The sequence below is a fragment of the Streptomyces sp. NPDC040718 genome (assembly GCF_055593565.1).
On the sequence record NZ_JBVIXO010000007.1, the window covers coordinates 285985 to 309264 of the forward strand.

Here is a 23280-nt window from a genome sequence, read left to right on the forward strand (position 1 = left end):
GGGCGGGGCGGGACCGGCCGTGACAGGACGGCGGGATGGGTGGGAGGATCCCGGCATGCCCCTCGTACCTCCCCGCATCAGCCGGCGCCGCCTCCTCCTGGGCCTGGTCGCCGTGCTGGTCGTGCTCGGGGGGCTGCTGTGGTGGCCGAGGCCCTTCTGGGAGCCCGGGCTCAAGGGCGAGCTGGCCTTCAGCACGGGTGTGCGTACCGGCGTCTACCACCGGTACGGGCAGCTGCTGGAGGAGGCGCTCGCGCAGGACATGCCCGAGGTGGAGGTCCGGCTGGAGCCCAGCGAGGGTTCGCAGCAGAACCTCCAGCGGGTCGCCGCCGGGCAGGCGGACTTCACGATCGCCACGGCGGACGCGGTCTCCAAGTACCGGGCCGACGGGAAGCAGGGCGCCGACCGGCTCCGCGGCTGCGCACGGCTCTACGACGACTACGTGCAGCTGGTGGTGCCGGCGGGCTCGCCGGTGCAGTCGGCCCGCGACCTGCGGGGCAAGCGGGTGGCGATCGGCCAGGACGGCTCCGGGGTCCGGCTGGTGGCGGAACGGCTGCTGACGGCGGCCAAGCTGAACCCGCACAAGGACATCACCCCCGTCGGGATCGGCATCGACACCATGCCCGCCGAGCTGGAGGCCGGGCGGATCGACGCGTTCTTCTGGTCGGGCGGGCTCCCGACGAACGCCGTGAAGGAGCTGTCGGAGCGCTTCGACATCCGGCTCGTACAGCTGGGCGACCTGGTCGAGCAGCTCCAGGGCAGCGGCAGCCCCGCCCGGTACTACCGTGCCGCGGTGATGCCGCAGGACGCGTACGCGCGGGCCCGCAACACCTCGGCGGTGGCGACGCTCGCCGTGCCGAACCTGCTGGTGACCCGGGAGGACACCGACGCGGAGCTGACGGAGCAGTTCACCCGGACGGTGATCCTGAGCCGGGACCTCATCGGGCACCAGGTGCACGCCGCGCAGCTGGTGGACCTGCGGACGGCGATCTACACGGACCCGCTGGACCTGCACGAGGGGGCCCGGCGGTACTACCGCTCGGTCAAGCCGTAGGCAGCAGCATCATCGCGGCGGCGGCCGCGCCGATCAGTCCGGCGTGCGTGCCGAGGGCGGCCGGGACGACCTGGAGGTCCTTGACGAAGGACAGGGTCGCGTACGAGGCCAGGTGCCGCCGGACCGGTGCGAAGAGGGTGTCCCCGCTGGCGGCGACCCCGCCCCCGATCACCGCGATGTCGGTCTCGACGAGGGTGGCTGTGGCGGCGATGGCGGCGGCCAGGGCGCGCCCGGCCCGGTCGAAGGCGGCCAGCGCCACCGGATCGCCGGCTCCGGCGGAGGCGGCGACGCCCGCCGCCGTGGGGTCGGGGCCGGTCCAGCCCTGGGCGAGGGCCCAGCGGGCGATGGCGGTCCCGGAGGCGAGGGATTCGACGCAGCCGTGGCCCCCGCAGGCGCACCGCTCACCGTCGAACGCCACGCTGATGTGGCCGATGTGACCGGCGTTGCCGGTGGGGCCGGGGTGGAGCTGGTTGTTCAGGACCAGGCCGCCCCCGACCCCGGTGGAGACGACCATGCACAGGGCGTTGGCGTGCCCCCGGGCGGCGCCCAGCCAGTGCTCGGCGGCCGTCATGGCCACACCGTCGCCGGCCAGCAGGACCGGGATCCGGGCCCCCCGGGCGGCCAGCTCGGCGGCGATCCGCTCCTGCACGGGGAACTCCCGCCAGGCCCCGATGTTGACCGGGCTCACGGTGCCCCGCGAGGTGTCCACCGGGCCGGCGCTGCCGATGCCGCAGCGCGCGGCCTGCGCCCACAGGGGGTCCTGCGCCAGTTCGGCGACGACCTCCGCGACCGCGGCCATGACCCCGTCGGCGTCCGTCCCGCGCGGGGTGGGACGCCGGGTGACCGCGGTCATCGCGCCGTCGGGGTGGACCAGCGCCCCGGCGATCTTCGTGCCGCCGATGTCGATCGCCACGGTCGGGCCGGAGACGGCCGCCGGGGCGGCGCTGCGCGGGACGGGGAAGGCTGAGGTGGGGGTGGTCACGGAGGCGCTCCTGCGAAGGGGTCGGATTTCAGTATGCGGCCGGCGGCGGGGCCGTACTCCCGCGGGGCTCCAGCCGGGGCAGCTCGCTCTCCCGGGCCCGGGGCGGTCCCCCGGCGAGGAGCGCGAGGAGTTCCTCGGCCGCGAGCCAGCCGAATCCGGCGGTGTCGCGGACCAGCGCGGTCAGCGGGGGGTGGGTGACCCGGCACAGGGCGGAGTCGTCCCAGGCGACGATGGAGAGCCGACCGGGCACGGGGATGCCCAGCCCGGCGGCGACCGCGCTGCCGGCCACCGCCATCACGTCGTTGTCGTAGACGAGGGCGGTGGGCGGCTCCGGCTCGCCGAGGACCCGGCGGGTGGCGGCGGCGCCCTCGCTGTCGGAGTAGTCGGTGGGCACCGAGCGGACGTGCCCTTCGGGGAGCCCGAGCCGGCGGGCCTCGGCGCGCAGCGAGGCGATGCGGCGGGCCGTGTGGGCGAGGCCGGGCAGGCCGGCGATGTGCGTGATCCGGCGGTGGCCGAGCCCGTGGAGGTGCTCCAGCACCCCGGCCATGGCGCGGGCGTCGTCGGCCCAGACCGACGACAGCGGCGGCGGGGAGTCCGGCGCCACCGGCTCCCCCGTCCCCCCGACGAAGACGGCCGGGAGCCCGAGCCGGGCCAGGAGCTCCGGGCGCGGGTCCTGCGTACGGGCGTCGACGACGAGGACTCCGTCGACGCGCCGTTCGGCCCACCAGCGGCGGTGGACGGCGCATTCGGCGTCGACGTCCCCCACCACCTGGAAGAGCAGGGCCGTCCGCCCGGCGGAGAGCACCTCCTGTACGCCGGAGACGAGCTGGAGGAAGAACGACTCGACGCCGAGGGTGTGCGCGGGCCGGGCCAGGACCAGCCCGACGGCCCCGCAGCGCTCGCCGGACAGGGCGCGGGCGGCGTGGTTGGGCTGCCAGCCCAGTTCGTCGGCGACCCGGCGGACCCGGGCGCGGGTGTCCTCGGAGACTCCCGGCCTGCCGTTGAGGGCGAAGGAGACGGCGCTCTCGGACACTCCGGCCCCGCGGGCGATGTCCTTGATGGTGGGTCTGCGGGCCATGTCTGCCTCATCCCTCGGTGACGTGGACTGCGATGGGGCGGACCGTACGCGATCCGGCACCGCGGCGGGCCGGCCCGGCCCGGCCCGATCCGAAAGACACGTCTGGGGCAACAGCCTTCCGGGCGGCAGGAGTCGGCTTCCCGGATCCGGCCGCCCGACGACAAAGGCGCTGTTGACTCCGGCCCGCACGGCCCGGCACTTTGTGGGCGTCCGGCGCATTCCCCAAAACCCCGGGATCATCCATGCACCGCACCCTGCGCTTCGGCGTCAACTACACCCCGGCACGCGGCTGGTTCCACCACTGGCTGGACTTCGACCTCTCCGAGGTCGCGGCCGACCTCGACTCGATCGCCGCCCTCGGCCTGGACCACGTACGGGTGTTCCCGCTGTGGCCGCTCTTCCAGCCCAACCGCGCGCTGATCCGGCCGCGCGCCGTCGAGCAGCTCGTCGCCCTCGCCGACGCGGCAGCCGCGCGCGGGCTCGACGTCGCCGTGGACGGCCTCCAGGGGCACCTGTCGAGCTTCGACTTCCTTCCCGCATGGACGCGGACCTGGCACCGGCGGAACCTCTTCACCGACCCGGAGGTCGTCGCCGGCCAGGAGGAGTACCTGCGCACCCTCGCCGCGGCCCTCGCCGACCGGCCGAACTTCCTCGGGATGACGGTGGGCAACGAGATCGACCAGTTCTCCGGGCCCCCGCACCCCGACCCCGACCGCGTCACCCCCGAGCAGGCCGGCCACTGGCTGGAGCGGATGCTCGCCGCCTGCGAGCGGGGCGCCCCGGGACGGCAGCACGTGCACGCGGAGTACGACGCCGTCTGGTACCAGGACGGGCACCCCTTCACCCCGGCCCAGGCGGCCCGGCTGGGCGCGGCCACCGCCGTGCACTCGTGGGTGTTCAACGGCACCGCGCAGCGCCACGGCCGGACCGGGACGGCGACCGAGCACCACGCCGCGTACCTGATCGAGCTCTCGAAGGCCTGGGCCGCGGACCCCGCGCGCCCGGTGTGGCTCCAGGAGGTCGGGGCGCCGGCACCGCTGATCCCGCCGGAGCACGCCGCGCGGTTCACGGCCGCGACGCTGGCGGCCGCCCTGGACTGCACCGGGCTGTGGGGGGTGACGTGGTGGTGCTCGCACGACGTGTCCCGGGAGCTCGCGGACTTCCCGGAACTGGAGTACGGCCTCGGCCTGCTCACCAACGACCGCCTGCCCAAGCCCGCCGGAACCGTCCTGGCCCGCATCGCCGCGGCGTGGCGGGACCGCGAACACCGCCCGGCCGTACGCTCCACCGCCCTCGCCCTGGACGAGTCCCGGGGCCGCTCGGCGTGCGCCCCGGGGGGCGCCTTCTTCGAGGCCTGGTCCTCCCTGACGGCCCGGGGCGCCCGCCCGGCGGTGGTCCTGACGAACCGCGCCGAGGACCCGACGCATCTGTCCGCACGTGGCATCAAGGAGGTGCTCCGCATCGGGGACGTCGAATGACGGCCCCCGCCCCGCCCGAACCGCACCGCGAGGAGCCCCCTGTGCCCGACCCCGACGCCGCCCCCGCCCCCTTACCCCCGACCAGACGCACGCTCCTGGCCGCCGCGACGGCCGGCGCCGCCGCAGCCGCCCTCCCGGGCCTGCCCACGCCGGCGGCGGCCTCCCCCGCCACCCCGCCCGGCGGCGGCAACGGCGAACTGACCCCGTACGCCTCCTACTGGTACCCCGCCTCCCTCCCCCACGGCACCCCCGATCCCGGCGTCGTCTGGCGCTCGCTCGCCGACTGGACCCCGGAGTCGGACCCGGACCTCGCCCACAACACCGCGACCGTGCCGCTCGCCCCGCGCTTCACCCCCGTTCCGGCACACCGCGGCGCCCGCGCCGCCCAGGCCCGGATCTCGGCGCTGGTCTCGTTCGGGCCGACCTCCCGCAACCCCTCCCAGGGCTCGGGGACCGCCGACTACTACGCCCTGACGCACTGGGCGTACCTCGACGAGCTGGTCTTCTGGGGCGGCTCCGCCGGTGAGGGCCTCGTGCTGGCCCCGAACGCGCCCGTCGTCGACGCCGCCCACCGCAACGGGGTCCCGGTGCTGGGCAACGTCTTCCTGCCGCCCGTCCCCTACGGCGGCGACCTCCAGTGGACTCGCGACCTGGTACGGCGGGAGCCCGACGGCCGGTTCCCGATCGCGGAGCAGCTGGTCCGGGTGGCGGTGGCGCACGGCTTCGACGGCTGGTTCGTCAACGCCGAGACGGACGGCGGGGACAGCGCCCTCGCCACCCGCATGCGGGAGTTCCTGCGGGCGCTGCGCTCGGCGGGCGCAGCGCACGGGCTGCGCATCACCTGGTACGACGCGATGAACATCACCGGCAGGGTCGGCTGGCAGGGCGCCCTCAACGCGCTCAACCAGGAGTTCTTCGAGGACCGTTCGGGCCGGGTCGCGGACACGGTGTTCGTGGACTTCCGCTGGACGGCGCGGTCGCTCGCCGACTCCGGCGCCCTCGCCGGCCGGCTCGGGCGCAGCCGCCACGAACTGTGGGCGGCGGTGGACGTGGAGTCCAAGGGCTGGGACTCCCCCGTCCAGTGGGACGCGATCGTGCCGCGCGGCCGCGAGCACGTGGTCAGCCTCGGCCTCTACCGGCCGGAGTGGACCCGCAACCACCTCGCGGACCGCTCCCCCGGTGCGTTCCACCACGCCGACGACCGGTTCTGGACGGGTGAGTCCCTGGACCCGTCCCGGCCCGCGCCGCAGGCCGCCTGGCGGGCCCCGGCCACCTTCGTCGCCGACCGCTCCACCGTCACCGGGCTGCCGTTCGGCTGCTCCTTCAACACCGGGCACGGTCTGCGCTGGCACGAGGACGGCGCGGTCACCTCCGAGGAGCCCTGGAACCACCTGTCGCTCCAGGACCGGCTCCCGGGCCGGCGCTGGGTGGTGGACACCGCCGGGGCCCGCCCCACGGTGACCCTGGACTTCGCGGACGCCTGGCGCGGCGGCTCCAGCCTGCTGGTGGCGGGCGCGCTCACCGCGCCGGCGGCCGTCGGCCTGCACGCCGCGCGCCTGCCCCTGACCGGCCGCACGATCGCGGAGCTGGTCCACGCGAGCGCCGGTGCGGGGCCGGTGGCCGTGGAGCTCGGCGTCGCCGTCCGCGAGCCGTCCGCCCCGGGCGCGCCCGTGCCGTACACCTGGCTGCCGGCCGGGACGGCGGGCGCCGGCCAGGGCTGGCGGACCTCCCGAGTGTCCCTCGCGCGCCTGGCCGGGAGGACCGCGTACGCCCTTGCCGTACGGATCACCGCACCCGGGAAGGCGCCGGTGTCCTGGCGGCTCGGGGCCCTGACGGTACGCGACACCACCGCGCGGCGGCCCCCGGCCCCGCCCTCCCGCCTGCGGGTGGAGGCCGTCTCCCGGCAGGGCGACGGCCGTGCCGAGCTCCGCCTGCGCTGGGACCGGGCGGCCGGGCCGGTCCGGCACCACGAGCTCCACCGTCGCCTCCCCGACGGCACCCGCCGTTTCCTGGCCGGCACCTGCGGGTCCGCCCTCCACCTGCCCTCCGTGGTCCGCGCGGACGGGGAGCGGGCGGCCGTCTTCGAGCTCCGGACGGTGGACGAGACGTACGCCGTCTCCGCGCCGGCCCGCACCGAGCTGCCCTGGAGCTAGGGCTCCTGGGGGTCGGTGCGGGGCACGGCCACGGTCACGCGCAGCCCGTGCGGGGGGTTCGTCTCGTAGGAGAGGGACCCGCCGCCCGAGGCGAGCAGGGCGCGGGAGATCGACAGGCCGAGACCCGAGCCCTTCACGTTCTGGTGGCGGCCGCTGCGCCAGAAGCGGTCGCCGACGCGCAGCAGTTCCTCCTCGGTCAGGCCGGGTCCCCGGTCGGCGACGACGACGAGCGCGCTGCGGCCCTCGGCGGAGACCGACACCTCGACCTCCTCGCCGGCCGGGGTGAACTTCAGGGCGTTGTCGATGACGGCGTCGAGGGCGCTGGACAGGGCGATGGGGTCGGCCCAGCCGGTGACGGCGGTGCGGCCGGCCTCGGTGAGCCGTACGCCCTTCTCCTCGGCGTAGGGCCGCCAGGCCGCCACCCGCTCGGCGGCGAGCGCCCCGATGTCGGTGAGGCTGATCTCGGCGGAGGCGTGCTCGGCCAGCGCCAGGTCGAGGAGGTCGTCGAGGACCTGGGCGAGGCGTTTGCCCTCGGTGCGCACGGAGGCGATCTCCTCGTTGCCCTCGGGGAGTTCGAGTGCGAGGAGTTCGATGCGCAGGAGCAGCGCGGCGAGCGGATTGCGCAGCTGGTGGGAGGCGTCCGCGACGAACGCCCGCTGCTGCTCCAGTACCTCTTCGACGTTGTCGGCCATCTCGTTGAACGAGCGGGCCAGGCGTCTGAGTTCCGGCGGGCCGCTCGCGGCTGCGACGCGGGAGTTCATCCGGCCGGTGGCGATGCCGTGCGCGGCGGCGTCCAGGGTCTGCACGGGCTTGAGCACCCAGCTGGTCAGGCGCAGGGCGGCGCCGAAGGCGACCAGCATGGCGGCGGCGAGGCCGGCGGCGATGATCACCCACCCGCGCAGGATCCGGGCGCGCATCTGGTCGGTGGGTGATTCGGTGGCGACGGCGGCGACGACGTCTCCGTCGAGGACGACCGGGGAGACGACGAGGAGTTTGCCGCTGGTCTGCCAGGGCCAGACCTGGCCGGGGTCGTGGCTGCGCCGGCCGGCGAGGGCGTCTTCGAAGGCGCGTTTGCCCTCCCCGGACTCGGGGAGCTGCCACCAGCCGGGCGCGCGGACCATGGCGTTGTCGTCGCGGTAGAAGATGCCGACGCGGATGCCGTACAGCTCCTGGTAGCGGGCGAGTTCGAGCTGGAGGGTGTCGCGGCGCTCGTCGGCGCCGGTGGCTCCGGAGCCCTCGGCGTCGATCACGAACTGCGCGAGGGCGGCGAAGCGGGCGCTGTCGTCGATCCGGTCGACCACCACCCGCTGCTGCTGGGCGGCGGCGAGGCTGACGGCGAGCGGGAGGCCGAGCGCGATCAGGACGCCCGCCATCAGGACGACCAGGAGCGGGAGCAGCCGGGTGCGCACGGCGGGGACCCGCTAGGGGGCGGCCGGGGTGACGAGCCGGTAGCCCACCCCGCGGACGGTCTCGATGAGCGCGGGCATGCCCAGCTTGGAGCGCAGCGAGGCGACGTGGACCTCAAGGGTGCGGCCGGTGCCCTCCCAGCTGGTGCGCCACACCTCGCTGATGATCTGCTCGCGCCGGAAGACCACGCCGGGCCGCTGCGCGAGCAGGGCCAGCAGGTCGAACTCCTTGCGGGTGAGCGGTACGTCGGCGCCGTTCACGGTGACGCGGCGGGTGGGCAGCTCGACGGCGACGGAGCCGAGCCGGACCGTGCCGGGGGCGCTCTCGGGGGTGGCGGCGGCCTCGTCGGGGGCTCCGGTGCGCCGGGCGACGGCGTGGATGCGGGCGAGGAGCTCCCCGGTGTCGTACGGCTTGACCACGTAGTCGTCGGCGCCCATGTTCAGGCCGTGGATCCGCGAGCGGACGTCGCCGCGGGCGGTGACCATGATGACGGGCGTGGAGGTGCGCTTGCGGATCTTGCCGCAGACCTCGTAGCCGTCCTGGTCGGGCAGGCCCAGGTCCAGCAAGACCACGCCGAAGGGCTTGGCCCCGGCAGGCAGCAGCGCCTGGAGGGCCTCCTCGCCGTTGCGGGCGTGGGTCACCTGGAAGCCGTGCCGGGCGAGGATCGCCGACAGGGCGGCGGCGACGTGGTCGTCGTCCTCGACGAGCAGCAGCCTCATGGCGTCCCCCTTCCCGCTTCTTCCGCTTCAGCTTCCGTACACATGGTCACCATGCATCCACGCCCATGGGAGAGTCCCACGTCAAGAGGGTTCCGGTCCGGCGAGTCTTCCGTTATGCACCCGGTACGCGTACATCCCGCCCTTCGTGGGTAACGGGTACGGAGCGTATCGGTGCGAGGCCGTTTCGTTATGCTCAATTCTCCCTCAGATGTGCTGACGGTGTGCGCACCTCGTCACTACATTCCTCCCAACCGACGGAGGACGGAGCAAGAAGCCGATGAGCGGAGTATCAGTGACCAAGGACGTGGAGGATGCGGCCGGTGCCGCCGACGACCTGGTCGTACTGAGCAACGTCAACAAGCACTTCGGCGCGCTGCACGTGCTTCAGGACATCGATCTGAGCATTGCCCGCGGTGAGGTCGTCGTGGTGATCGGGCCCTCGGGTTCGGGCAAGTCGACGCTGTGCCGGACCATCAACCGGCTGGAGACCATCGACTCGGGCAGCATCACGCTGGACGGGAAGCCCCTTCCGGCCGAGGGCAGGGAACTGGCCCGGCTGCGCGCGGACGTGGGCATGGTCTTCCAGTCGTTCAACCTGTTCGCACACAAGACGGTGCTGCAGAACGTGATGCTGGGTCAGCTCAAGGTCCGCAAGACGGACCAGGCGACGGCCCTGGAGAAGGCGAAGGCACTGCTGGACCGGGTGGGCGTCGGCGCACAGGCCGACAAGTACCCGGCGCAGCTGTCCGGTGGCCAGCAGCAGCGCGTGGCCATCGCCCGGGCGCTGGCGATGGACCCGAAGGTGATGCTCTTCGACGAGCCCACCTCGGCCCTGGACCCGGAGATGATCAACGAGGTGCTGGAGGTCATGCAGCAGCTCGCCCGCGAGGGCATGACGATGGTCGTCGTCACGCACGAGATGGGCTTCGCCCGTTCGGCGGCCGACCGGGTCGTGTTCATGGCGGACGGGAAGATCGTCGAACAGGCCGCCCCCGAGCAGTTCTTCAGTGCCCCGAAGAGCGACCGCGCCAAGGACTTCCTCTCGAAGATCCTGCACCACTGACGCTCTCGTCTGGTAGTGATCCGATCGACGGCTCGTGCCGTCGCCCACGACGTGTCCTGCTCGTCGTTCAACAACGTCTCACCCGAGGGAAGTTCACCATGAAGGTTCTCAAGACCGGCGCCGCCGTTGCCACGGCCGTCGTTCTCGCCCTGACGGCGACCGCCTGTGGCGGCGGCAGCAAGGACGCGGCGAGCGACGGTGGTCCGTCCGGCGGTGCCAAGTCGGACAAGATCGTCATCGGCATCAAGTTCGACCAGCCGGGTCTGGGCCTGAAGACCCCGGACGGCAAGTTCGAGGGCTTCGACGTCGATGTGGCGACGTACGTCGCCAAGGAGCTCGGCTACCAGCCGGACCAGATCGAGTGGAAGCAGGCCGTCAGCGCCGAGCGCGAGAACCTGATCTCCAACGGCGACGTGAAGTTCATCGCCGCCACGTACTCGATCAACGACAAGCGCAAGGCGCGCGTCGACTTCGCCGGCCCGTACTTCCTGGCCCACCAGGACCTGCTGGTCCGCGCCGACGACAACTCGATCACCAAGGTCGAGGACCTCAACAAGAAGAAGCTCTGCTCGGTCACGGGCTCCACCTCGGCGCAGAACATCAAGAAGGACGTCGCCAAGGACGCCGACCTGCAGGAGTTCCCGGGCTACTCCGAGTGCCTCACCGGTCTTGAGAACAAGGCCGTGGACGCGCTGACCACGGACAACTCGATCCTCGCCGGTTACGCCGCGCAGGAGAAGAACAAGGGCAAGTTCAAGCTCGTCGGCCTGAGCATGAGCAACGAGAACTACGGCATCGGTCTGAAGAAGGGCGACAAGGACCTTCAGACCAAGATCAACGCCGCGCTGAAGAAGATGGTCGCGGACGGTTCCTGGGAAGCGGCCATCAAGAAGAACCTCGGCCCGGCCGGCTACAAGAACGAGCCTGCCCCGCAGATCACCGAAGGCAGCTGATTTCCCGGTGGGGTGCGTCGCCGCCCGCCCGTCCGCGGGCGGCGGCGTGCCCCACCGGCCATCCTGGGGAGAGCGCAGGGCAACGTGTTCGACTTTCTTGATTCCGGGCAGTACGACCTGCTCGGAGCCTTCTGGGTGACGGTTCAGCTCACCCTCTACTCGGCGGTGGGCTCCCTCATATGGGGCACCGTCCTGGCCGGGATGCGGGTCAGCCCGGTCCCGCTGATGCGGGCCTTCGGCACCGCGTACGTCAACTTGGTCCGCAACACGCCGCTGACCCTGCTGATCATCGGCTGCTCGCTGGGCCTGTACCAGACCCTCACGATCAACCTGGGCGGTGACACCTCCAAGGAGACCGGCTTCCGGCTCGCCGTCCTCGCGCTGACCGCCTACACCGGCACCTTCGTCTGTGAGGCACTGCGCTCGGGCATCAACACCGTGCCCGTCGGCCAGGCCGAGGCGGCCCGCGCGCTGGGGCTGAGCTTCTTCCAGGTGTTCACCCTGATCGTGCTCCCCCAGGCTTTCCGGGCGGTCATCGCGCCGCTCGCCAACGTACTGATCGCGCTCACCAAGAACACCACGGTGGCCGCGGCCATCGGCGTGGCCGAGGCGGCCCTGCTGATGAAGGAAATGATCGAGAACGAGGCGGACGCGCTCTTCGCCGTCTTCGGGATCTTCGCCCTCGGCTTCGTCCTGCTGACCCTGCCCACCGGTCTGCTGCTGGGCTGGGTGGCCAAGCGAGTGGCGGTGAAGCGATGAGCTCCAGCTCCGTGCTGTACGACGTGCCCGGCCCCAAGGCCAAGTCCCGCAACTGGGTCTACACGGGCGTCTTCCTGGTCCTGCTCGCGCTCGCCGCCTGGTGGATCCTCTCTGTCATGGGGGAGAAGCACCAGCTCGACGCCGACAAGTGGACCCCGTTCGTCACCGACGGCCGGATCTGGACCACCTTCCTGATCCCCGGCCTGCTGGAGACCCTGAAGGCCGGCGCGATCGCCATGGTGATCGCCCTGCCGCTGGGTGCCCTGCTGGGCATGGGCCGGCTCTCCGACCACGCCTGGGTGCGCGTCCCGGTCGGCGCGGTCGTGGAGTTCTTCCGCGCCATCCCGGTGCTGATGCTGATGATCTTCGGCTCGGCGTTCATCGTGATGTACGTGCCCGCCGTCTCGTCGGACTTCCGCCCGTTGTACTCGGTCGTGATCGGCCTGGTCCTGTACAACGCCTCGGTCATCGCCGAGATCGTCCGGGCCGGCGTGCTCTCCCTGCCCCGCGGCCAGACCGACGCCGCCAAGGCGATCGGCATGCGCAAGGGCCAGACCATGGTCCACGTCCTGATCCCGCAGGCCGTCACGGCGATGCTGCCCGCCCTGGTCAGCCAGCTCGTGGTGATCCTCAAGGACACCGCGCTCGGCGGCTCGGTCCTCGGCGTCAGCGACCTGCTGGCGGCGAACCGGCAGATCTCGGCGAACTACAGCAACACCATCCCCACCCTCGTGGTGATCGCCCTGATCTACATCGCGGTGAACTTCGCCCTCACCTCCTTCGCCTCCTGGATGGAGGGCCGGCTGCGGAAGTCGAAGAAGAGCACCGGCGCGGTGGTCGGCGTCTCGGACGTCAACGACATGGCCACCGGCGCCAACTCGGCCGGAGGCTGAGCGGAGGACCGGCCGGGCCCGGCCGCAAGGCCGCCGGAGGGCTGACATAGGGTCAGCCATAGTGCGTAGCCCGTGTGGTGCGGCGGAATCCTCCGCCGCACCACACAGTGCTGTCCCGGCCGGTGTCACTTGACGGCGGAACCTCCAGTGGGTTGCATACGTTCTGTGATCACATACCGGACATCGGGAGCCGCATCATGGACCCGGTGATCGTCGTCGGCGCGGGGCCCGTCGGGCTGTCCCTGTCCCTCGCCCTGGCCGGACACGGCGTGCCCAGCGTGCTGCTCGACGAGGGGCCCGGCAAGGACGAGCCCCGGCCCGCCCGCAGTGTCGTACTGCACTCCGACACCGCCGCCATGGCCCACCGGCTGGGCTGCACGACCCTGCGCGACGAGGGCGCCCAGTACGCGGCCTGGCGCACCATGAAGCGCCGTCAGGAGTCCCGCCGGATCACCTTCGAGGACCACCAGCCCCCCCTGCACCTGCCGCAGCACGCCCTCGTGCGCGGGCTGCGCGACGCCGCCACCGCACACCCCCTGGTCCAGCTGGTCACCGGTGCCAAGCTGGACTCCTTCGAGCAGGACGACCACGGGGTCACCGCCCGCACCCGGGGCACCGAGAGCACCTGGTGGCGCGGCAGCCACCTGGTCGGCTGCGACGGGGCCCGCTCCACCGTGCGCAAGCAGCTCGGCATCCGCTTCCCCGGCCGGACCGCCGTCGAGCGGCACGCCGTTGCCGCCCTGCGCGCCGAACTGCCCTGGCCGGGTGAAGCGTTGCTGCACCGCAACGCGCCGTCCGGGCCCGACGAGGTCACCGCCCGGCCGCTGCGCGACGGGGTGTGGCGGCTGGACTGGCTGCTCCCCGCGCGCGGGGACCTCGTCACGCCCGACGCCCTCGTCACCCTGATCCGGGACACCCTGGCGCTGTGGTGCGGAGGCACGACTCCCCCGTACGACCTGATCGACACCGGCGTGCACACCCTCCACCACCGGCTCGCCCTGCGCTGGCGCGACGGCCGGGCCTTCCTCGTCGGCGACGCCGCGCACCTGCTGGGCGCGGTCGGCACCCAGGGCGTCGAGGAGGGGCTGCGCGACGCGGAGAACCTCGCCTGGAAGCTGGCCCTGGCCTGGCACCAGGGCGCCTCCGAGGCCCTGCTCGACAGCTACGAGGGCGAGCGCCGCACCGCCGTCGCCGCCCGGCTGCGCGCCGCCGACCAGGCCATGCCCGTACTGCGCGGCGGGAGCGGGCTGCGCACCCTGCTCCCCGGGACGGGGCGTTCCGCCGAGGCCCTGCTGACCGACGGGCACCTGGGGCGCGGCCCGCTGGGCGCGCAGCCGGTGTACGCCCCGCCCGTGGCCGTACGCGAGGTGCCGACGGCGACCGAGCCGGGCGGGCCCGTGGCGAACGTACCCGTGACCGCGCCCGACGGAGCCACCGTCCCGCTGCGCGACCTGCTGGGACGGGGCCGGCTGCTGGTGCTGCTGGTCGCGCCGGGCACCGGGGTATGGGACCGGCGGCACTGGCTGAGCGCCGGGGTGATGCCCCGCCTCGCGGCGGCCGTGAGCGCGTTGCCGGTCCCGGCCGACCTGCTGGTGGCCGACGCCTACCCGGGCGCGCCGGCGCACACCGTGCTGCTGGTACGGCCGGACGGACACCTGGCGGCCACGTTCGCGGGGGTCCGGCCGGCCGAGCTGTACGCGGCTGCCGACGCCGTCCGGGCCGGTGCCCCGGCGGGGACTCCCGCCACACCCGCCCCCGTGATCGATTGACCGCTCTCGGGGGCGCGTGGTTCACTCGCGGACATGACCGGCAACGACGTACGCCTGTGGCGGAGGGTTCACATGGACCTGCTCCGCTACGCGGGCTGCGTGTGTCGCCCCTCCTGCTGATTCGCCTTCCCTCCGCGCGCCCCTGAGCCCTGCCGGCCCGGCGCGCGCACCTTCGCGAACCCCAGGACGGTCACACCCATGCCTTCGTCTTCGCCCTCCCCCGCCCCCGCGTCCACGCACGCCCCCGCCCGCCCGGCGTCCGCCCCCACGGCGGCGGAACTCCTCGCCTTCGCCCTGCGCACCGCCTCCGACCCGGCGGTCGTCGACTCGCTCCCCCTCGACCCGGAGGGCCGTACCTGGATCCGGCTCGACGGGCCCGGCGGCAGCGAGGCATGGCTGATCGGCTGGCCGCCGGGCACCGGAACCGGCTGGCACGACCACGCCGAGTCCCGGGGCGCCTTCGCCACCGCGCGGGGCCGGCTGACGGAGCACTCCCTGACGGTGCGTCTGCCCTCGGAGGGCTGGCAGAGCCTGGAGCTGGCCCCCGACGTGGACCGCACCCGCAGCCTCGGCGCGGTCAGCGGGCGGGCCTTCGGCGAGCACCACGTCCACGAGGTGCTCAACGAGTCCGCGTCGGAGCACGCGGTCTCCGTCCACGCCTACTACCCGCCGCTGCCGCTGATCCGCCGGTACAGCCGCAGCGGTCCGGTACTGCGCCTGGAGCACGTCGAGCGCCCGGCGGACTGGCAGTGAGCGCCGTCGGCATCGACCAGCTGCTGGAGCGGGTCCGCGCGACGTACGAGCGCATCGGCCCGCAGGAGGCGTACGAGGCCTCGCTGGACGGGGCCCTGCTGGTGGACATCCGCTACCAGGCGCTGCGCGAGCGGGACGGGCTGATCCCGGGGGCGGTGGTCGTGGAGCGCAACGAGCTGGAGTGGCGCCTCGACCCCCAGGGCTCCCACCGCCTCCCGGAGGCCGTCTCGCACGACCTGCGGGTGGTGGTGATCTGCAACGAGGGCTACGCCTCCTCGCTGGCCGCCGCTTCCCTGCACGCGCTGGGGCTGCGCCGGGCGACGGACCTGACGGGCGGGTTCCAGGCGTGGCGCGCGGCGGGGCTCCCCCTCACCTGAAGCGCCGCCGCCCCTCCCCGTCCGGTCGTCCGGAAGGGAGAGGGGCGGCCCGCCGACGGGCTACGCCTTGGAGGTGGCCACCTCCACCGGGCGGAGCCGGAGCGCGGCCCGGCCCGGGAGGGCGGTGGCGGCCAGCGCCAGCAGCCCGGCCGCGCCGACCACCACCGCGTACACCAGCGGCAGCACCGCCGGCGCCGCCACCCCGGTCATGCCCACGCTGAACGCCGTCAGCACGGCCAGCGAGATCCCCGACCCGAGCACCGCGCCGATCAGCAGCACGGCCAGGGTCTCCGTGCGCAGCATCCGCAGCACCTGCCGCCGCTTCGCCCCGGCCAGCCGCAGCATCGCGAACTCCCGGAACCGCTCGGCGGTGGACATCGCCAGGGTGTTGACCACCGCGATGGCGGTGAAGGCCAGCACCAGGCCCATGGCCAGCAGGTTGATCTCGGCGCCGTCCGCCTGCCGTTCCGCCCGGGCCGTGTCGGCCTCATCCGCGGACAGCACCGCGAGCCCCGGGGCGGCCAGCCGCTCCCGGCTGACCGACGGCTCCGCCGCGACGAGCACGGCGGCGGCGAGGGGGTTGTCCACGTGCGCGGCCACCAGGTCGTGCGGCAGGGTCAGGTCACCGAAGCCGAGCCCCCGCCCGTACACGGCGGACACCGTCAGCGTCACCGGGGTCCCGTCGCCCAGCGTCAGTTCGAGCGGGCTGCCGGGCTTCAGCCCCAGCTGGTCGGCGGCGAGTTCGCTGACGGCGGCGCTGTTCCCGCCGAAGCGGTCCAGGCTGCCGCGGGTGACCTGCGGATCCCAGGTGCGGGTCAGGCCTTCCGGGGTCACGCCCTGGGCCGCGTACTTGGTCAGGCCGACGCGTACCGAGGTGTGCACGATCTCGGTGGCCGCGGTGACTCCGGGCGTGCGGCGGATCCGCGCGGCGGTGCCGGCGCTCACGCCGGGGCCCTGCGCGGCGAGGACCCACTGGGCCTTGACCCCTTCGCGGGCCTGCGCCCGGGCCGCGTCGCCGAGGGTCGGGGTGACGAAGAGCACGGTGCAGGTCATGCCGATGAGGAGGGTGAGCGGGGTGACGGCGGAGGCCATGCGGGTGGCGTTGCCGCGCAGGTTCGCGGCGGCCAGGCGGCCGCCGGGGCCGGCCAGCCGCAGCGGTCCGGCGAGCAGCGCGGTGGCGAGCCGGACCAGCAGCGGGCCGAGCAGGGACACCGCGCCGGCCAGTACCACCACGGCCAGGAAGGTCACCGGGGTGGAGGCGGGCTCGGTGCGCAGCGAGCCGAGTACGACGACCAGCACCGCTCCGCCCGCCAGCAGGAGCAGTCCGGCCACGGTCCGGATCCAGGAGGGGCGGGCCCGCTCGACGGCGGCCTCGGCCAGTGCCTCGGCGGGGCGGATGCGGGCGATGCGGCGACCGGTGATCCGGGCGGCGGCCCAGGCGCCGAGCAGGCTCGCTCCGACGGCGGCGAACATGGGGAAGATCCCGGCGGTGCGCTCCAGGGTGGCGGGGATCACCCCGCTGTCGATGAAGCGGCCGTGCAGCCAGGCGGCCAGGGGCAGTCCGGCGAGGGAACCGGCGACGCCTGCGGCCAGGCCGACGAGGAGGGCCTCGCGGCCGATCATGCGGCGCAGCTGCTTGGGGGTGGCGGCGATGGCCCGCAGCAGGGCGAGTTCGCGGTAGCGCTGCTGGACGGAGAGGGCGAAGGTGCCGACGACCACCAGGATCGCGACGAGCAGGGAGGTGCCGCCCATGGCGCCGCCCATGGAGACGAGCTTGATGCGGGCTCCGGCGGCGTCGAGGAACTCGACGGGTCCGCGCTCGTCCCCGGCGGCCACCTGTGCGGTGGCGCCCTGCGGGGTGGCGGCCAGTGCCTGCCTGACCTGTGCGGCGAGCCGGGCGGCGTCGGCTCCGGGCCGGGGCTGCACTCCGATGGCGGTGACCTGTCCGGCGCGGGCGGCGAGCCGCTCGGCTTCGGCGTCGCTGAAGAACAGGGAGGTCTGCCGGCCGAGGTCGCCGTGGGCGGTCCGTGCGATGCCGCTCACGGTGTAGGCCTTCGGCTCGCCGGTGGCCTGTACGGTCAGCCGCGCGCCAGCGGCGAGTCCCGCCCGGGCGGCCAGGGCGCGGTCGATGACGACCTCGTCGCCGCCCTGGGGGGCGCGGCCCTCGGCGAGGGTGAAGGGGGTGAGGACGGCGGAGGTCCAGGCGTGCCCGTAGGAGGGCCTGGCCGGGTCGCCCGCCGCCTTGAGCAGCGGTTCGGCCTGGAAGGTCAGCTCGGGCACGGCCCGTTCGACGCCGGGGACGGAGCGTACGGTCTCCAGGGTGGAGGCCGGCAGCCAGGCCCGTTCGGCGACGGGCTTGGCCTTGTGCTTCGTCTCGGTCTTGCCCTTCTTCTCCTTGACCGTCGTCCGGTGGACGTTCTGGTCGGCGGAGACGACCACCGGGGTGCCGGCGTAGCGCTCGGTGGCGATCTCTCCGCGGAGTCCGGTCTCCAGGAGGGTGCCGCAGGCGGTGATCAGGGCCGCCGCGCACAGGAGCGCGACGAAGGCTCCGAGGAAGCCGGCTTTGCGGTCCCGGATGGTCTGAAGGGCGTAACGCAGCATCATGCGGTCAACTCTGGCCGCGCGCCGGTTTCCCGGCACTGGAGCACCCCGGCGTCCCCTTCCGGGGGCTACCCCCACCCCCCGCCCCGCGGTCGGGCCACGGCTCAGTGTCCGGGGTACCCCAGGTCGTCGGCGTCCTCGCCCTCGGCCTCCAGCGCGCGCCGCACCACCCGCAGGGCCATGCCCTCGGGGTATCCCTTGCGGGCGAGCATCCCGGCGAGGCGCCGGATCCGCTTGTCCCGCTCCAGGCCGCGGGTGCTGCGGAGCTTGCGCTCCACGAGTTCCCGGGCGGTCTGCTCCTCCTGCTCGGAGTCCAGCTGTTCCAGCGCCTCCTGGACGAGGGTGGTGTGCACCCCCTTGGTCCGCAGCTCCTGCGCGAGCGCCCGGCGGGCCAGGCCCCGGCCGCGGTGCCGGGACTCCACCCAGGCCCCGGCGAAGGCGGCGTCGTCGATCAGGCCCACCTCCTCGTACCGGGAGAGGACCTCCTGCGACACCTCCTCGGGGATGCCCCGTTTCGTCAGGGCCTCCTCCAGCTGCCGCCGGGTGCGCGGCATCCCGGTGAGCAGGCGCAGGCAGATCGCCCGCGCCTGCTCCTCGGGACTCTGGGGCGGCAGCTCCTGGCGGCCCTCACGGCCGCCCCTCGCTCTGCCGCCCCTCTCCTGCTCTTCCCTCACGGTCAGCTCTTGGCCACGGCGGCCTTGGCCGCGGGCTTGGCCTTCGACGCCGGGGCGGGGACGGAGGCGTCGGCCGGCGCGGCGGCCGCGGCCTCGTCAGCCTCGGCGTCCTTGCGGACGCCCACGCCGAGCTTCTCCTTGATCTTCCGCTCGATCTCGTTGGCGAGGTCGGGGTTGTCCTTGAGGAAGTTGCGGGCGTTCTCCTTGCCCTGGCCCAGCTGGTCGCCCTCGTACGTGTACCAGGCGCCGGCCTTGCGGATGAAGCCGTGCTCCACGCCCATGTCGATCAGGCCGCCCTCGCGGCTGATGCCCTGGCCGTAGAGGATGTCGAACTCGGCCTGCTTGAAGGGGGGCGCGACCTTGTTCTTGACGACCTTGCAGCGGGTGCGGTTGCCGACCGCCTCCGTGCCGTCCTTCAGGGTCTCGATGCGGCGGATGTCGATGCGCACGGAGGCGTAGAACTTCAGCGCGCGGCCACCGGTCGTGGTCTCCGGCGAGCCGAACATCACGCCGATCTTCTCGCGGAGCTGGTTGATGAAGATCGCGGTGGTCTTGGACTGGTTGAGCGCACCGGTGATCTTGCGGAGCGCCTGGCTCATCAGGCGGGCCTGGAGACCCACGTGCGAGTCGCCCATCTCGCCCTCGATCTCCGCGCGCGGCACGAGCGCCGCGACGGAGTCGATGACGATGAGGTCGAGCGCGCCGGAGCGGACCAGCATGTCGACGATCTCGAGGGCCTGCTCGCCGGTGTCCGGCTGGGACAGGATGAGGTTGTCGGTGTCCACGCCGAGGGCCCGGGCGTACTCGGGGTCGAGCGCGTGCTCGGCGTCCACGAAGGCGACGGTGCCGCCGGCCTTCTGCGCGTTGGCCACGGCGTGCAGGGTCAGGGTCGTCTTACCGGAGGACTCCGGGCCGTAGATCTCGACCACACGGCCGCGCGGCAGACCGCCGACGCCGAGGGCGATGTCCAGCGCGGTCGACCCGGTGGGGATGACCTCGATGGGGTCGTTCGGCTTGTCGCCGAGGCGCATGACCGCACCCTTGCCGAATTGCCGTTCAATCTGCGCGAGCGCGGCGTCGAGAGCCTTCTCGCGGTCGGTGCCTGCCATGGGTTCCACCCGGTTTGCTTGAGTCGATCGCTTCACGCCATTGACGCTAACGCCTGCCACTGACAATGCGCTCCCACGCCCGTTTCGGCTGTGGATAACCCATCAGAATGGATGTTCGATTTCCGTGTCAAGCGAGCCACGCCCGCCCCGGCGGGGCGCCCGTCCCGGCGGACGCGGGCGTCGTTGCTACGGTCACCGGATGACCAGCTGGGACGCCGACGGCGTGCGCGCACGGATACGGGAGATGGCGGCAGGGGACCCGGGGATGGAGCGTTTCGGGGCGGGCACGCACCGGTACGAGCTGGCGCCCCGGGTGCCGGAGGCGGAGATCCGGGCGTTCGAGGGGTCCCACGGCATCGAGCTGCCGCGGGAGTACCGGTCCTTCGTCGCGGAGGTGGGCGACGGCCCCGCCGGCCCCTGTCACGGGTTGATGCCGCTGACCGTCCCCCGCCCGGAGGCCGGCGAGGAGTGGGCCGTGGACGACGAGTGGCGGGAGGACCGGCTCCCGGGCCGGCTCGCCCTGCCGTTCCCCCTCACCGAGCCCCGGCCCGGCCCGATCGGCGGACAGGAGGACGCGCTGACCCCGGGCACGCTGATGCTCGCCGAACAGGGCTGCGGCATCTTCGTCAGGCTGGTCCTGAACGGCCCGCGGACGGGTGAGGTCTGGGAGATCGACACGGACTGGGGCGGCTTCGTGCCCGTGAGCACGGACTTCCGCTCCTGGTACGCGGCCTGGCTGGAGAACCCGTAGGGCGCGTCACACCGGCAGCGGAGACCCGGCGGGACGGCTGCGGATGCCGGAGCCCTCATGGCCCTGCCGGACGGCACCGGCCGTTTCAGGGCCAGGCTCCAGCCGCTCCGGCCGATGCTCCCCGCCACACGGGCCGGCCCGCCGGCGCACCGCCCGCCCGTCCCGGCCTCCAGCAACAGCCGCAGCACGGGCGCCCAGACGGCGAAGTCCCGTATGCCCGGCCCGGCGGATCGATGGTTCGTCATCCGCCGACCGTACGCGAGGGCGCCGACGGCCGCCGCTGTCAGTGCCGGGACCTAGGCTGGCCCGGTGACGTACGCGAGAGAGCCGGGCTTCCGGGCCGGGGACGTGCTGTCGGTCGCGTGCCCCTTCACGCCCGCCGTGGTCGAGCAGGGTGTGAAGTGGGGGCACGTGTCCGTGCGCTGGCCGTGGTGGCGCATCGACAGCGGCAGCGACTTCCACCGCTGGAACGGGGTCGTCGCCCTGGGGGTGGACGGGGACCCGTCCCTCGTACCCGGAGGCGAGGTCGAGCTGTTCCGGACCGAGCCGGCACCCGAGCACCTGAAGGCGGGGGACGCCTGCCTGGTCGGGGTACCCCCGACGGTGGTGCACGTGACCTCCGTGGACCACCACGTCCCCCCGCAGGAGACGGGCTGGCTGCCGCGCCCCGGGATGACCGTGTGCGTGCTGCCCCGGGGCCTGTCGTACCGGGAGTTCCCGGACGGCAGCCATCTCGACGGCTGGGGCTACGGCATTCACCCGGACAACGGGATCCCCTACACCGTCGAACTGCTGATGCGCCCGTACGCGTTCCTGGAGCCGGGTGACGAGGTCGGCGACGGCGCGGGCCGGGCGTGGCGGTTCGACGGGCCCTGGGACTGGGCCCCCTTCGACGGCGAGCCGCCCGGCGCGGGCCCCGAGTGGCCGCTCGTCCTGCTGACCCGCGCGGGGGCGCCGTGCTCCGCCGGGAACGCGGCGGCGGTGGCGGCGGGTACTGCGGACGGCTCCCACCAGGAGACCGTCCGGCGGTGGATGTCCCTCACCGGAGCCTCCCCCACCCCGTGACCGGGGCCCGCCCCGCGCGCGGGCCCCGGTACACGTGGGGGGGTTACGGCTTGGGCAGGGTGCAGCCCGGGCGGGTCAGGTCGATCTGGTTGCCGGGGCCGATGCAGGGGACGAGGGTGTAGGTCTGCTGGGCGTAGTTGATGCCCTGGCGGACCGTGACGTTGCCGCTCGCGTCGACCTCGCACGGGTTGTTGTCCGTGCAGCGCTGGCCGTCCTCGTTGCCCGTGTTGTTGACGGCGACGACCTTCCCCGTCGTCGTGTCGATCACCGGCGAGCCGGACGTGCCGCCGATGGTGTTGCAGGACGAGGTGTAGCGGACCGAGTCCTTCCAGGTCCAGGCGCCCTCCTTGAGGCGGTACGCGAACCCGTCGATGTTGCAGCTGTAGGTGCGCTTCCAGTACCCGGAGACGACCTTGATGGACGAACCCTGCACGGGGTGGGCGTCGTTGAGGGTGAGCGCGGCTATCCCGTACTGGCTCTGGATCTGCGCGTACGTCTTGGTCAGCTGGTAGAGCGAGACGTCCGTGTCCGTCATCGTCCCGTACGCGATCTTGCTGGCGCGCAGCGTCGCGACCTTCGAGCCCGAGGCGTTGAGCAGGGAGAACGTGCGGCTGGACGCCCGGTTGACGAGGACTTCGCCAGCCGCCGGGAAGCCGGTTTCCAGGCAGTGCCCGTTGGACAGGACGAGCGCGGGGTCGCCGGGCTGGGAGTTGGGGGTGCGGACGACGGAGCCGGAGCAGTTGCTGAGCGCGACCGTGCCCGCGTAGGTGACCGCGACGGCGGGCGCCGTGTCGGAGGCCGAGGCCATGGCCGGGGCCGCTGCCACTCCGGTCAGGAGTAAGGAGAGCGCGACGGCGGCGAGAGGCTTGTTCATGTGGGGGGTCCCCTCTGGTGACGGATACGACGACCGAAGATCTTCCGGTTGTCATGCGCATTCTCAAACCAGGCGGCTCAACCCACAAGAGGGCCTTCCCGGTTGGGGCGGAACCTCACCGCACGACCCGGGACACATCCGGAATCAACCATTCCAACACCCCACGAGGCGGGCGCCGATGCCCATACCGGGGCGCATGGGCCGCGGCCCCGGGCTGGCGTGAAATCGCCCCTGAATGGCCGGTACTCTGCGGTGCCCCCGACGACGGGGGCCGCGAAATTCCGCTCAGGAGGACCCATGGCCATCAAGAAGGCCACGATCCAGCAGCAGGTGGCAGAAGCCCTCGCCCAGGCCAACCCCGCCGACAAGCCCATCGTCACGATCCAGGCCATCGCCGGCCCCAGCGTGTGGCTGATGAGCATGCTCGGCCTCATCGGCCAGGCGTTCCTCTCCTACTACTTCGTCACCGTCACCGAGCAGGCCGTGGTGCTCCACAAGGCGAGCCGGATGAGCAACCGCCCCCAGGAGATCGTCTTCGCGATATCGCCCGCCGAGGCCGTCGGCAGCATCACCGAGGTCAAGCGCAACGCCGTCTGGAGCTCCTTCCGCATGCAGCTCCCCGGCCAGGCCGCGCCGACCCGGATGAACGTGCACCGCATCTGGCGCGCCGAGATGGACCAGCTGCTCGGCCTGCTGACGGGTCAGGGCCAGCCCACCGCCTGACGCCTGACGGGCCGGGAGCGGAGGGGACCCGTCCCCAGCCCCCTCCGC

General features: G+C 73.3%; 21 protein-coding genes and 1 pseudogene. 14 read left to right on the forward strand and 8 right to left on the reverse strand.

The features are described from left to right. The first annotated feature begins 55 nt into the window (after window positions 1-55). Window positions 56-1051: a TAXI family TRAP transporter solute-binding subunit gene (locus tag ACZ597_RS20470; RefSeq protein ID WP_471331932.1), complete on the forward strand. Its 996-nt coding sequence runs from the start codon at window positions 56-58 to the stop codon at window positions 1049-1051. Here the strand turns inward: ACZ597_RS20470 and ACZ597_RS20475 are convergent. Together ACZ597_RS20475 and ACZ597_RS20480 are read right to left on the reverse strand one after the other, a co-directional pair. Then, the gene (locus tag ACZ597_RS20475; protein ID WP_471332047.1) at window positions 1041-1964 is read right to left on the reverse strand and encodes an ROK family protein; all 924 of its coding nucleotides are present in this window, start codon (window positions 1962-1964) and stop codon (window positions 1041-1043) included. The genes ACZ597_RS20470 and ACZ597_RS20475 overlap by 11 nt on opposite strands. Window positions 1965-2061: 97 nt before the next feature. Further along, complete coding sequence (locus ACZ597_RS20480) at window positions 2062-3111, reverse strand: LacI family DNA-binding transcriptional regulator (protein ID WP_471331933.1); 1050 nt, start codon at window positions 3109-3111, stop codon at window positions 2062-2064. Between the two features lie 242 nt (window positions 3112-3353). On the opposite strand from ACZ597_RS20480, the gene ACZ597_RS20485 reads away from it, so the two are divergent. Together ACZ597_RS20485 and ACZ597_RS20490 are read left to right on the forward strand one after the other, a co-directional pair. Continuing rightward, window positions 3354-4589, forward strand: a complete 1236-nt coding sequence (locus ACZ597_RS20485; RefSeq protein WP_471331934.1) for a glycoside hydrolase 5 family protein — start codon at window positions 3354-3356, stop codon at window positions 4587-4589. Next, window positions 4586-6742, forward strand: a complete 2157-nt coding sequence (locus ACZ597_RS20490; RefSeq protein WP_471331936.1) for an endo-beta-N-acetylglucosaminidase — start codon at window positions 4586-4588, stop codon at window positions 6740-6742. Before ACZ597_RS20485 ends, ACZ597_RS20490 begins: the two co-directional genes overlap by 4 nt. Here the strand turns inward: ACZ597_RS20490 and ACZ597_RS20495 are convergent. Both ACZ597_RS20495 and ACZ597_RS20500 read right to left on the reverse strand, forming a co-directional pair. Next, a complete protein-coding gene (locus ACZ597_RS20495; RefSeq protein ID WP_471331939.1) occupies window positions 6739-8151 on the reverse strand; it encodes a sensor histidine kinase in 1413 nt (470 codons plus the stop codon). The two genes, ACZ597_RS20490 and ACZ597_RS20495, sit on opposite strands and share 4 nt — an antisense overlap. Window positions 8152-8163: 12 nt before the next feature. Beyond that, window positions 8164-8868 carry a response regulator transcription factor gene (locus ACZ597_RS20500; RefSeq protein ID WP_471331942.1) on the reverse strand — a complete coding sequence of 235 codons (705 nt, stop codon included), beginning with the start codon at window positions 8866-8868 and terminating at the stop codon, window positions 8164-8166. Window positions 8869-9145: 277 nt separating this feature from the next. Here ACZ597_RS20500 and ACZ597_RS20505 point away from each other — a divergent pair, with 277 nt between their 5' ends. From ACZ597_RS20505 to ACZ597_RS20540, 8 genes are all read left to right on the forward strand, one after another. Next, complete coding sequence (locus tag ACZ597_RS20505) at window positions 9146-9931, forward strand: amino acid ABC transporter ATP-binding protein (protein WP_042801963.1); 786 nt, start codon at window positions 9146-9148, stop codon at window positions 9929-9931. 98 nt (window positions 9932-10029) lie between these two features. Continuing rightward, window positions 10030-10884: a glutamate ABC transporter substrate-binding protein gene (locus ACZ597_RS20510; RefSeq protein WP_471331945.1), complete on the forward strand. Its 855-nt coding sequence runs from the start codon at window positions 10030-10032 to the stop codon at window positions 10882-10884. Between the two features lie 84 nt (window positions 10885-10968). Next, a complete protein-coding gene (locus tag ACZ597_RS20515) occupies window positions 10969-11643 on the forward strand; it encodes an amino acid ABC transporter permease (protein ID WP_471331947.1) in 675 nt (224 codons plus the stop codon). Beyond that, window positions 11640-12536, forward strand: a complete 897-nt coding sequence (locus tag ACZ597_RS20520) for an amino acid ABC transporter permease (protein ID WP_471331949.1) — start codon at window positions 11640-11642, stop codon at window positions 12534-12536. The genes ACZ597_RS20515 and ACZ597_RS20520 overlap by 4 nt, the downstream gene beginning before the upstream one ends. A 197-nt stretch (window positions 12537-12733) precedes the next feature. After that, window positions 12734-14305 carry an FAD-dependent monooxygenase gene (locus tag ACZ597_RS20525; protein ID WP_471331951.1) on the forward strand — a complete coding sequence of 524 codons (1572 nt, stop codon included), beginning with the start codon at window positions 12734-12736 and terminating at the stop codon, window positions 14303-14305. A 72-nt stretch (window positions 14306-14377) separates the two neighbouring features. Then, window positions 14378-14425, forward strand: a complete 48-nt coding sequence (locus ACZ597_RS20530; RefSeq protein ID WP_311314449.1) for a hypothetical protein — start codon at window positions 14378-14380, stop codon at window positions 14423-14425. Window positions 14426-14503: 78 nt separating this feature from the next. Beyond that, window positions 14504-15058 (forward strand): cupin domain-containing protein, encoded by a 555-nt coding sequence (locus ACZ597_RS20535; protein WP_471331953.1) that lies wholly within the window; start codon window positions 14504-14506, stop codon window positions 15056-15058. Then, a complete protein-coding gene (locus ACZ597_RS20540; RefSeq protein ID WP_471331955.1) occupies window positions 15055-15435 on the forward strand; it encodes a rhodanese-like domain-containing protein in 381 nt (126 codons plus the stop codon). Before ACZ597_RS20535 ends, ACZ597_RS20540 begins: the two co-directional genes overlap by 4 nt. A gap of 60 nt (window positions 15436-15495) precedes the next feature. Here ACZ597_RS20540 and ACZ597_RS20545 read toward each other — a convergent pair whose 3' ends face one another. The 3 genes and pseudogenes from ACZ597_RS20545 to recA form a co-directional block, all read right to left on the reverse strand. Beyond that, window positions 15496-18039 carry an FtsX-like permease family protein gene (locus ACZ597_RS20545; protein WP_471331956.1) on the reverse strand — a complete coding sequence of 848 codons (2544 nt, stop codon included), beginning with the start codon at window positions 18037-18039 and terminating at the stop codon, window positions 15496-15498. A gap of 101 nt (window positions 18040-18140) precedes the next feature. Next, a pseudogene (gene recX, locus ACZ597_RS20550) lies at window positions 18141-18803 on the reverse strand (recombination regulator RecX); the annotation flags it as partial. After that, entirely contained in the window at window positions 18713-19819 is a 1107-nt protein-coding gene (recA, locus tag ACZ597_RS20555) for a recombinase RecA (protein WP_471331959.1), read from the reverse strand. The gene recA and the pseudogene recX, both read right to left, overlap by 91 nt. A 199-nt stretch (window positions 19820-20018) precedes the next feature. Here recA and ACZ597_RS20560 point away from each other — a divergent pair, with 199 nt between their 5' ends. Further along, window positions 20019-20570 carry an SMI1/KNR4 family protein gene (locus ACZ597_RS20560; RefSeq protein ID WP_471331962.1) on the forward strand — a complete coding sequence of 184 codons (552 nt, stop codon included), beginning with the start codon at window positions 20019-20021 and terminating at the stop codon, window positions 20568-20570. Between the two features lie 309 nt (window positions 20571-20879). After that, window positions 20880-21635: a hypothetical protein gene (locus ACZ597_RS20565; protein WP_471331965.1), complete on the forward strand. Its 756-nt coding sequence runs from the start codon at window positions 20880-20882 to the stop codon at window positions 21633-21635. Between the two features lie 43 nt (window positions 21636-21678). Here the strand turns inward: ACZ597_RS20565 and ACZ597_RS20570 are convergent, their stop codons facing one another. Then, window positions 21679-22509 carry a S1 family peptidase gene (locus tag ACZ597_RS20570; protein WP_471331967.1) on the reverse strand — a complete coding sequence of 277 codons (831 nt, stop codon included), beginning with the start codon at window positions 22507-22509 and terminating at the stop codon, window positions 21679-21681. Window positions 22510-22806: 297 nt separating this feature from the next. Between ACZ597_RS20570 and ACZ597_RS20575 the strand changes: the two genes are divergently transcribed. Beyond that, window positions 22807-23232 carry a hypothetical protein gene (locus ACZ597_RS20575; protein ID WP_471331970.1) on the forward strand — a complete coding sequence of 142 codons (426 nt, stop codon included), beginning with the start codon at window positions 22807-22809 and terminating at the stop codon, window positions 23230-23232. The last annotated feature ends 48 nt before the right edge of the window (window positions 23233-23280 follow it).

Bases quoted from the DNA above. Each gene is read 5' to 3' on its own strand.
- ACZ597_RS20510 (WP_471331945.1), top strand. From the start codon at position 10,030: ATGAAGGTTCTCAAGACCGGCGCCGCCGTTGCCACGGCCGTCGTTCTC.
- ACZ597_RS20490 (WP_471331936.1), top strand. From the start codon at position 4,586: ATGACGGCCCCCGCCCCGCCCGAACCGCACCGCGAGGAGCCCCCTGTG.
- ACZ597_RS20520 (WP_471331949.1), top strand. From the start codon at position 11,640: ATGAGCTCCAGCTCCGTGCTGTACGACGTGCCCGGCCCCAAGGCCAAG.
- recA (WP_471331959.1), bottom strand. From the start codon at position 19,819: ATGGCAGGCACCGACCGCGAGAAGGCTCTCGACGCCGCGCTCGCGCAG.
- ACZ597_RS20505 (WP_042801963.1), top strand. From the start codon at position 9,146: ATGAGCGGAGTATCAGTGACCAAGGACGTGGAGGATGCGGCCGGTGCC.
- ACZ597_RS20500 (WP_471331942.1), bottom strand. From the start codon at position 8,868: ATGAGGCTGCTGCTCGTCGAGGACGACGACCACGTCGCCGCCGCCCTG.
- ACZ597_RS20570 (WP_471331967.1), bottom strand. From the start codon at position 22,509: ATGAACAAGCCTCTCGCCGCCGTCGCGCTCTCCTTACTCCTGACCGGA.
- ACZ597_RS20470 (WP_471331932.1), top strand. From the start codon at position 56: ATGCCCCTCGTACCTCCCCGCATCAGCCGGCGCCGCCTCCTCCTGGGC.
- ACZ597_RS20560 (WP_471331962.1), top strand. From the start codon at position 20,019: ATGACCAGCTGGGACGCCGACGGCGTGCGCGCACGGATACGGGAGATG.
- ACZ597_RS20485 (WP_471331934.1), top strand. From the start codon at position 3,354: ATGCACCGCACCCTGCGCTTCGGCGTCAACTACACCCCGGCACGCGGC.
- ACZ597_RS20480 (WP_471331933.1), bottom strand. From the start codon at position 3,111: ATGGCCCGCAGACCCACCATCAAGGACATCGCCCGCGGGGCCGGAGTG.
- ACZ597_RS20545 (WP_471331956.1), bottom strand. From the start codon at position 18,039: ATGATGCTGCGTTACGCCCTTCAGACCATCCGGGACCGCAAAGCCGGC.
- ACZ597_RS20525 (WP_471331951.1), top strand. From the start codon at position 12,734: ATGGACCCGGTGATCGTCGTCGGCGCGGGGCCCGTCGGGCTGTCCCTG.
- ACZ597_RS20535 (WP_471331953.1), top strand. From the start codon at position 14,504: ATGCCTTCGTCTTCGCCCTCCCCCGCCCCCGCGTCCACGCACGCCCCC.
- ACZ597_RS20575 (WP_471331970.1), top strand. From the start codon at position 22,807: ATGGCCATCAAGAAGGCCACGATCCAGCAGCAGGTGGCAGAAGCCCTC.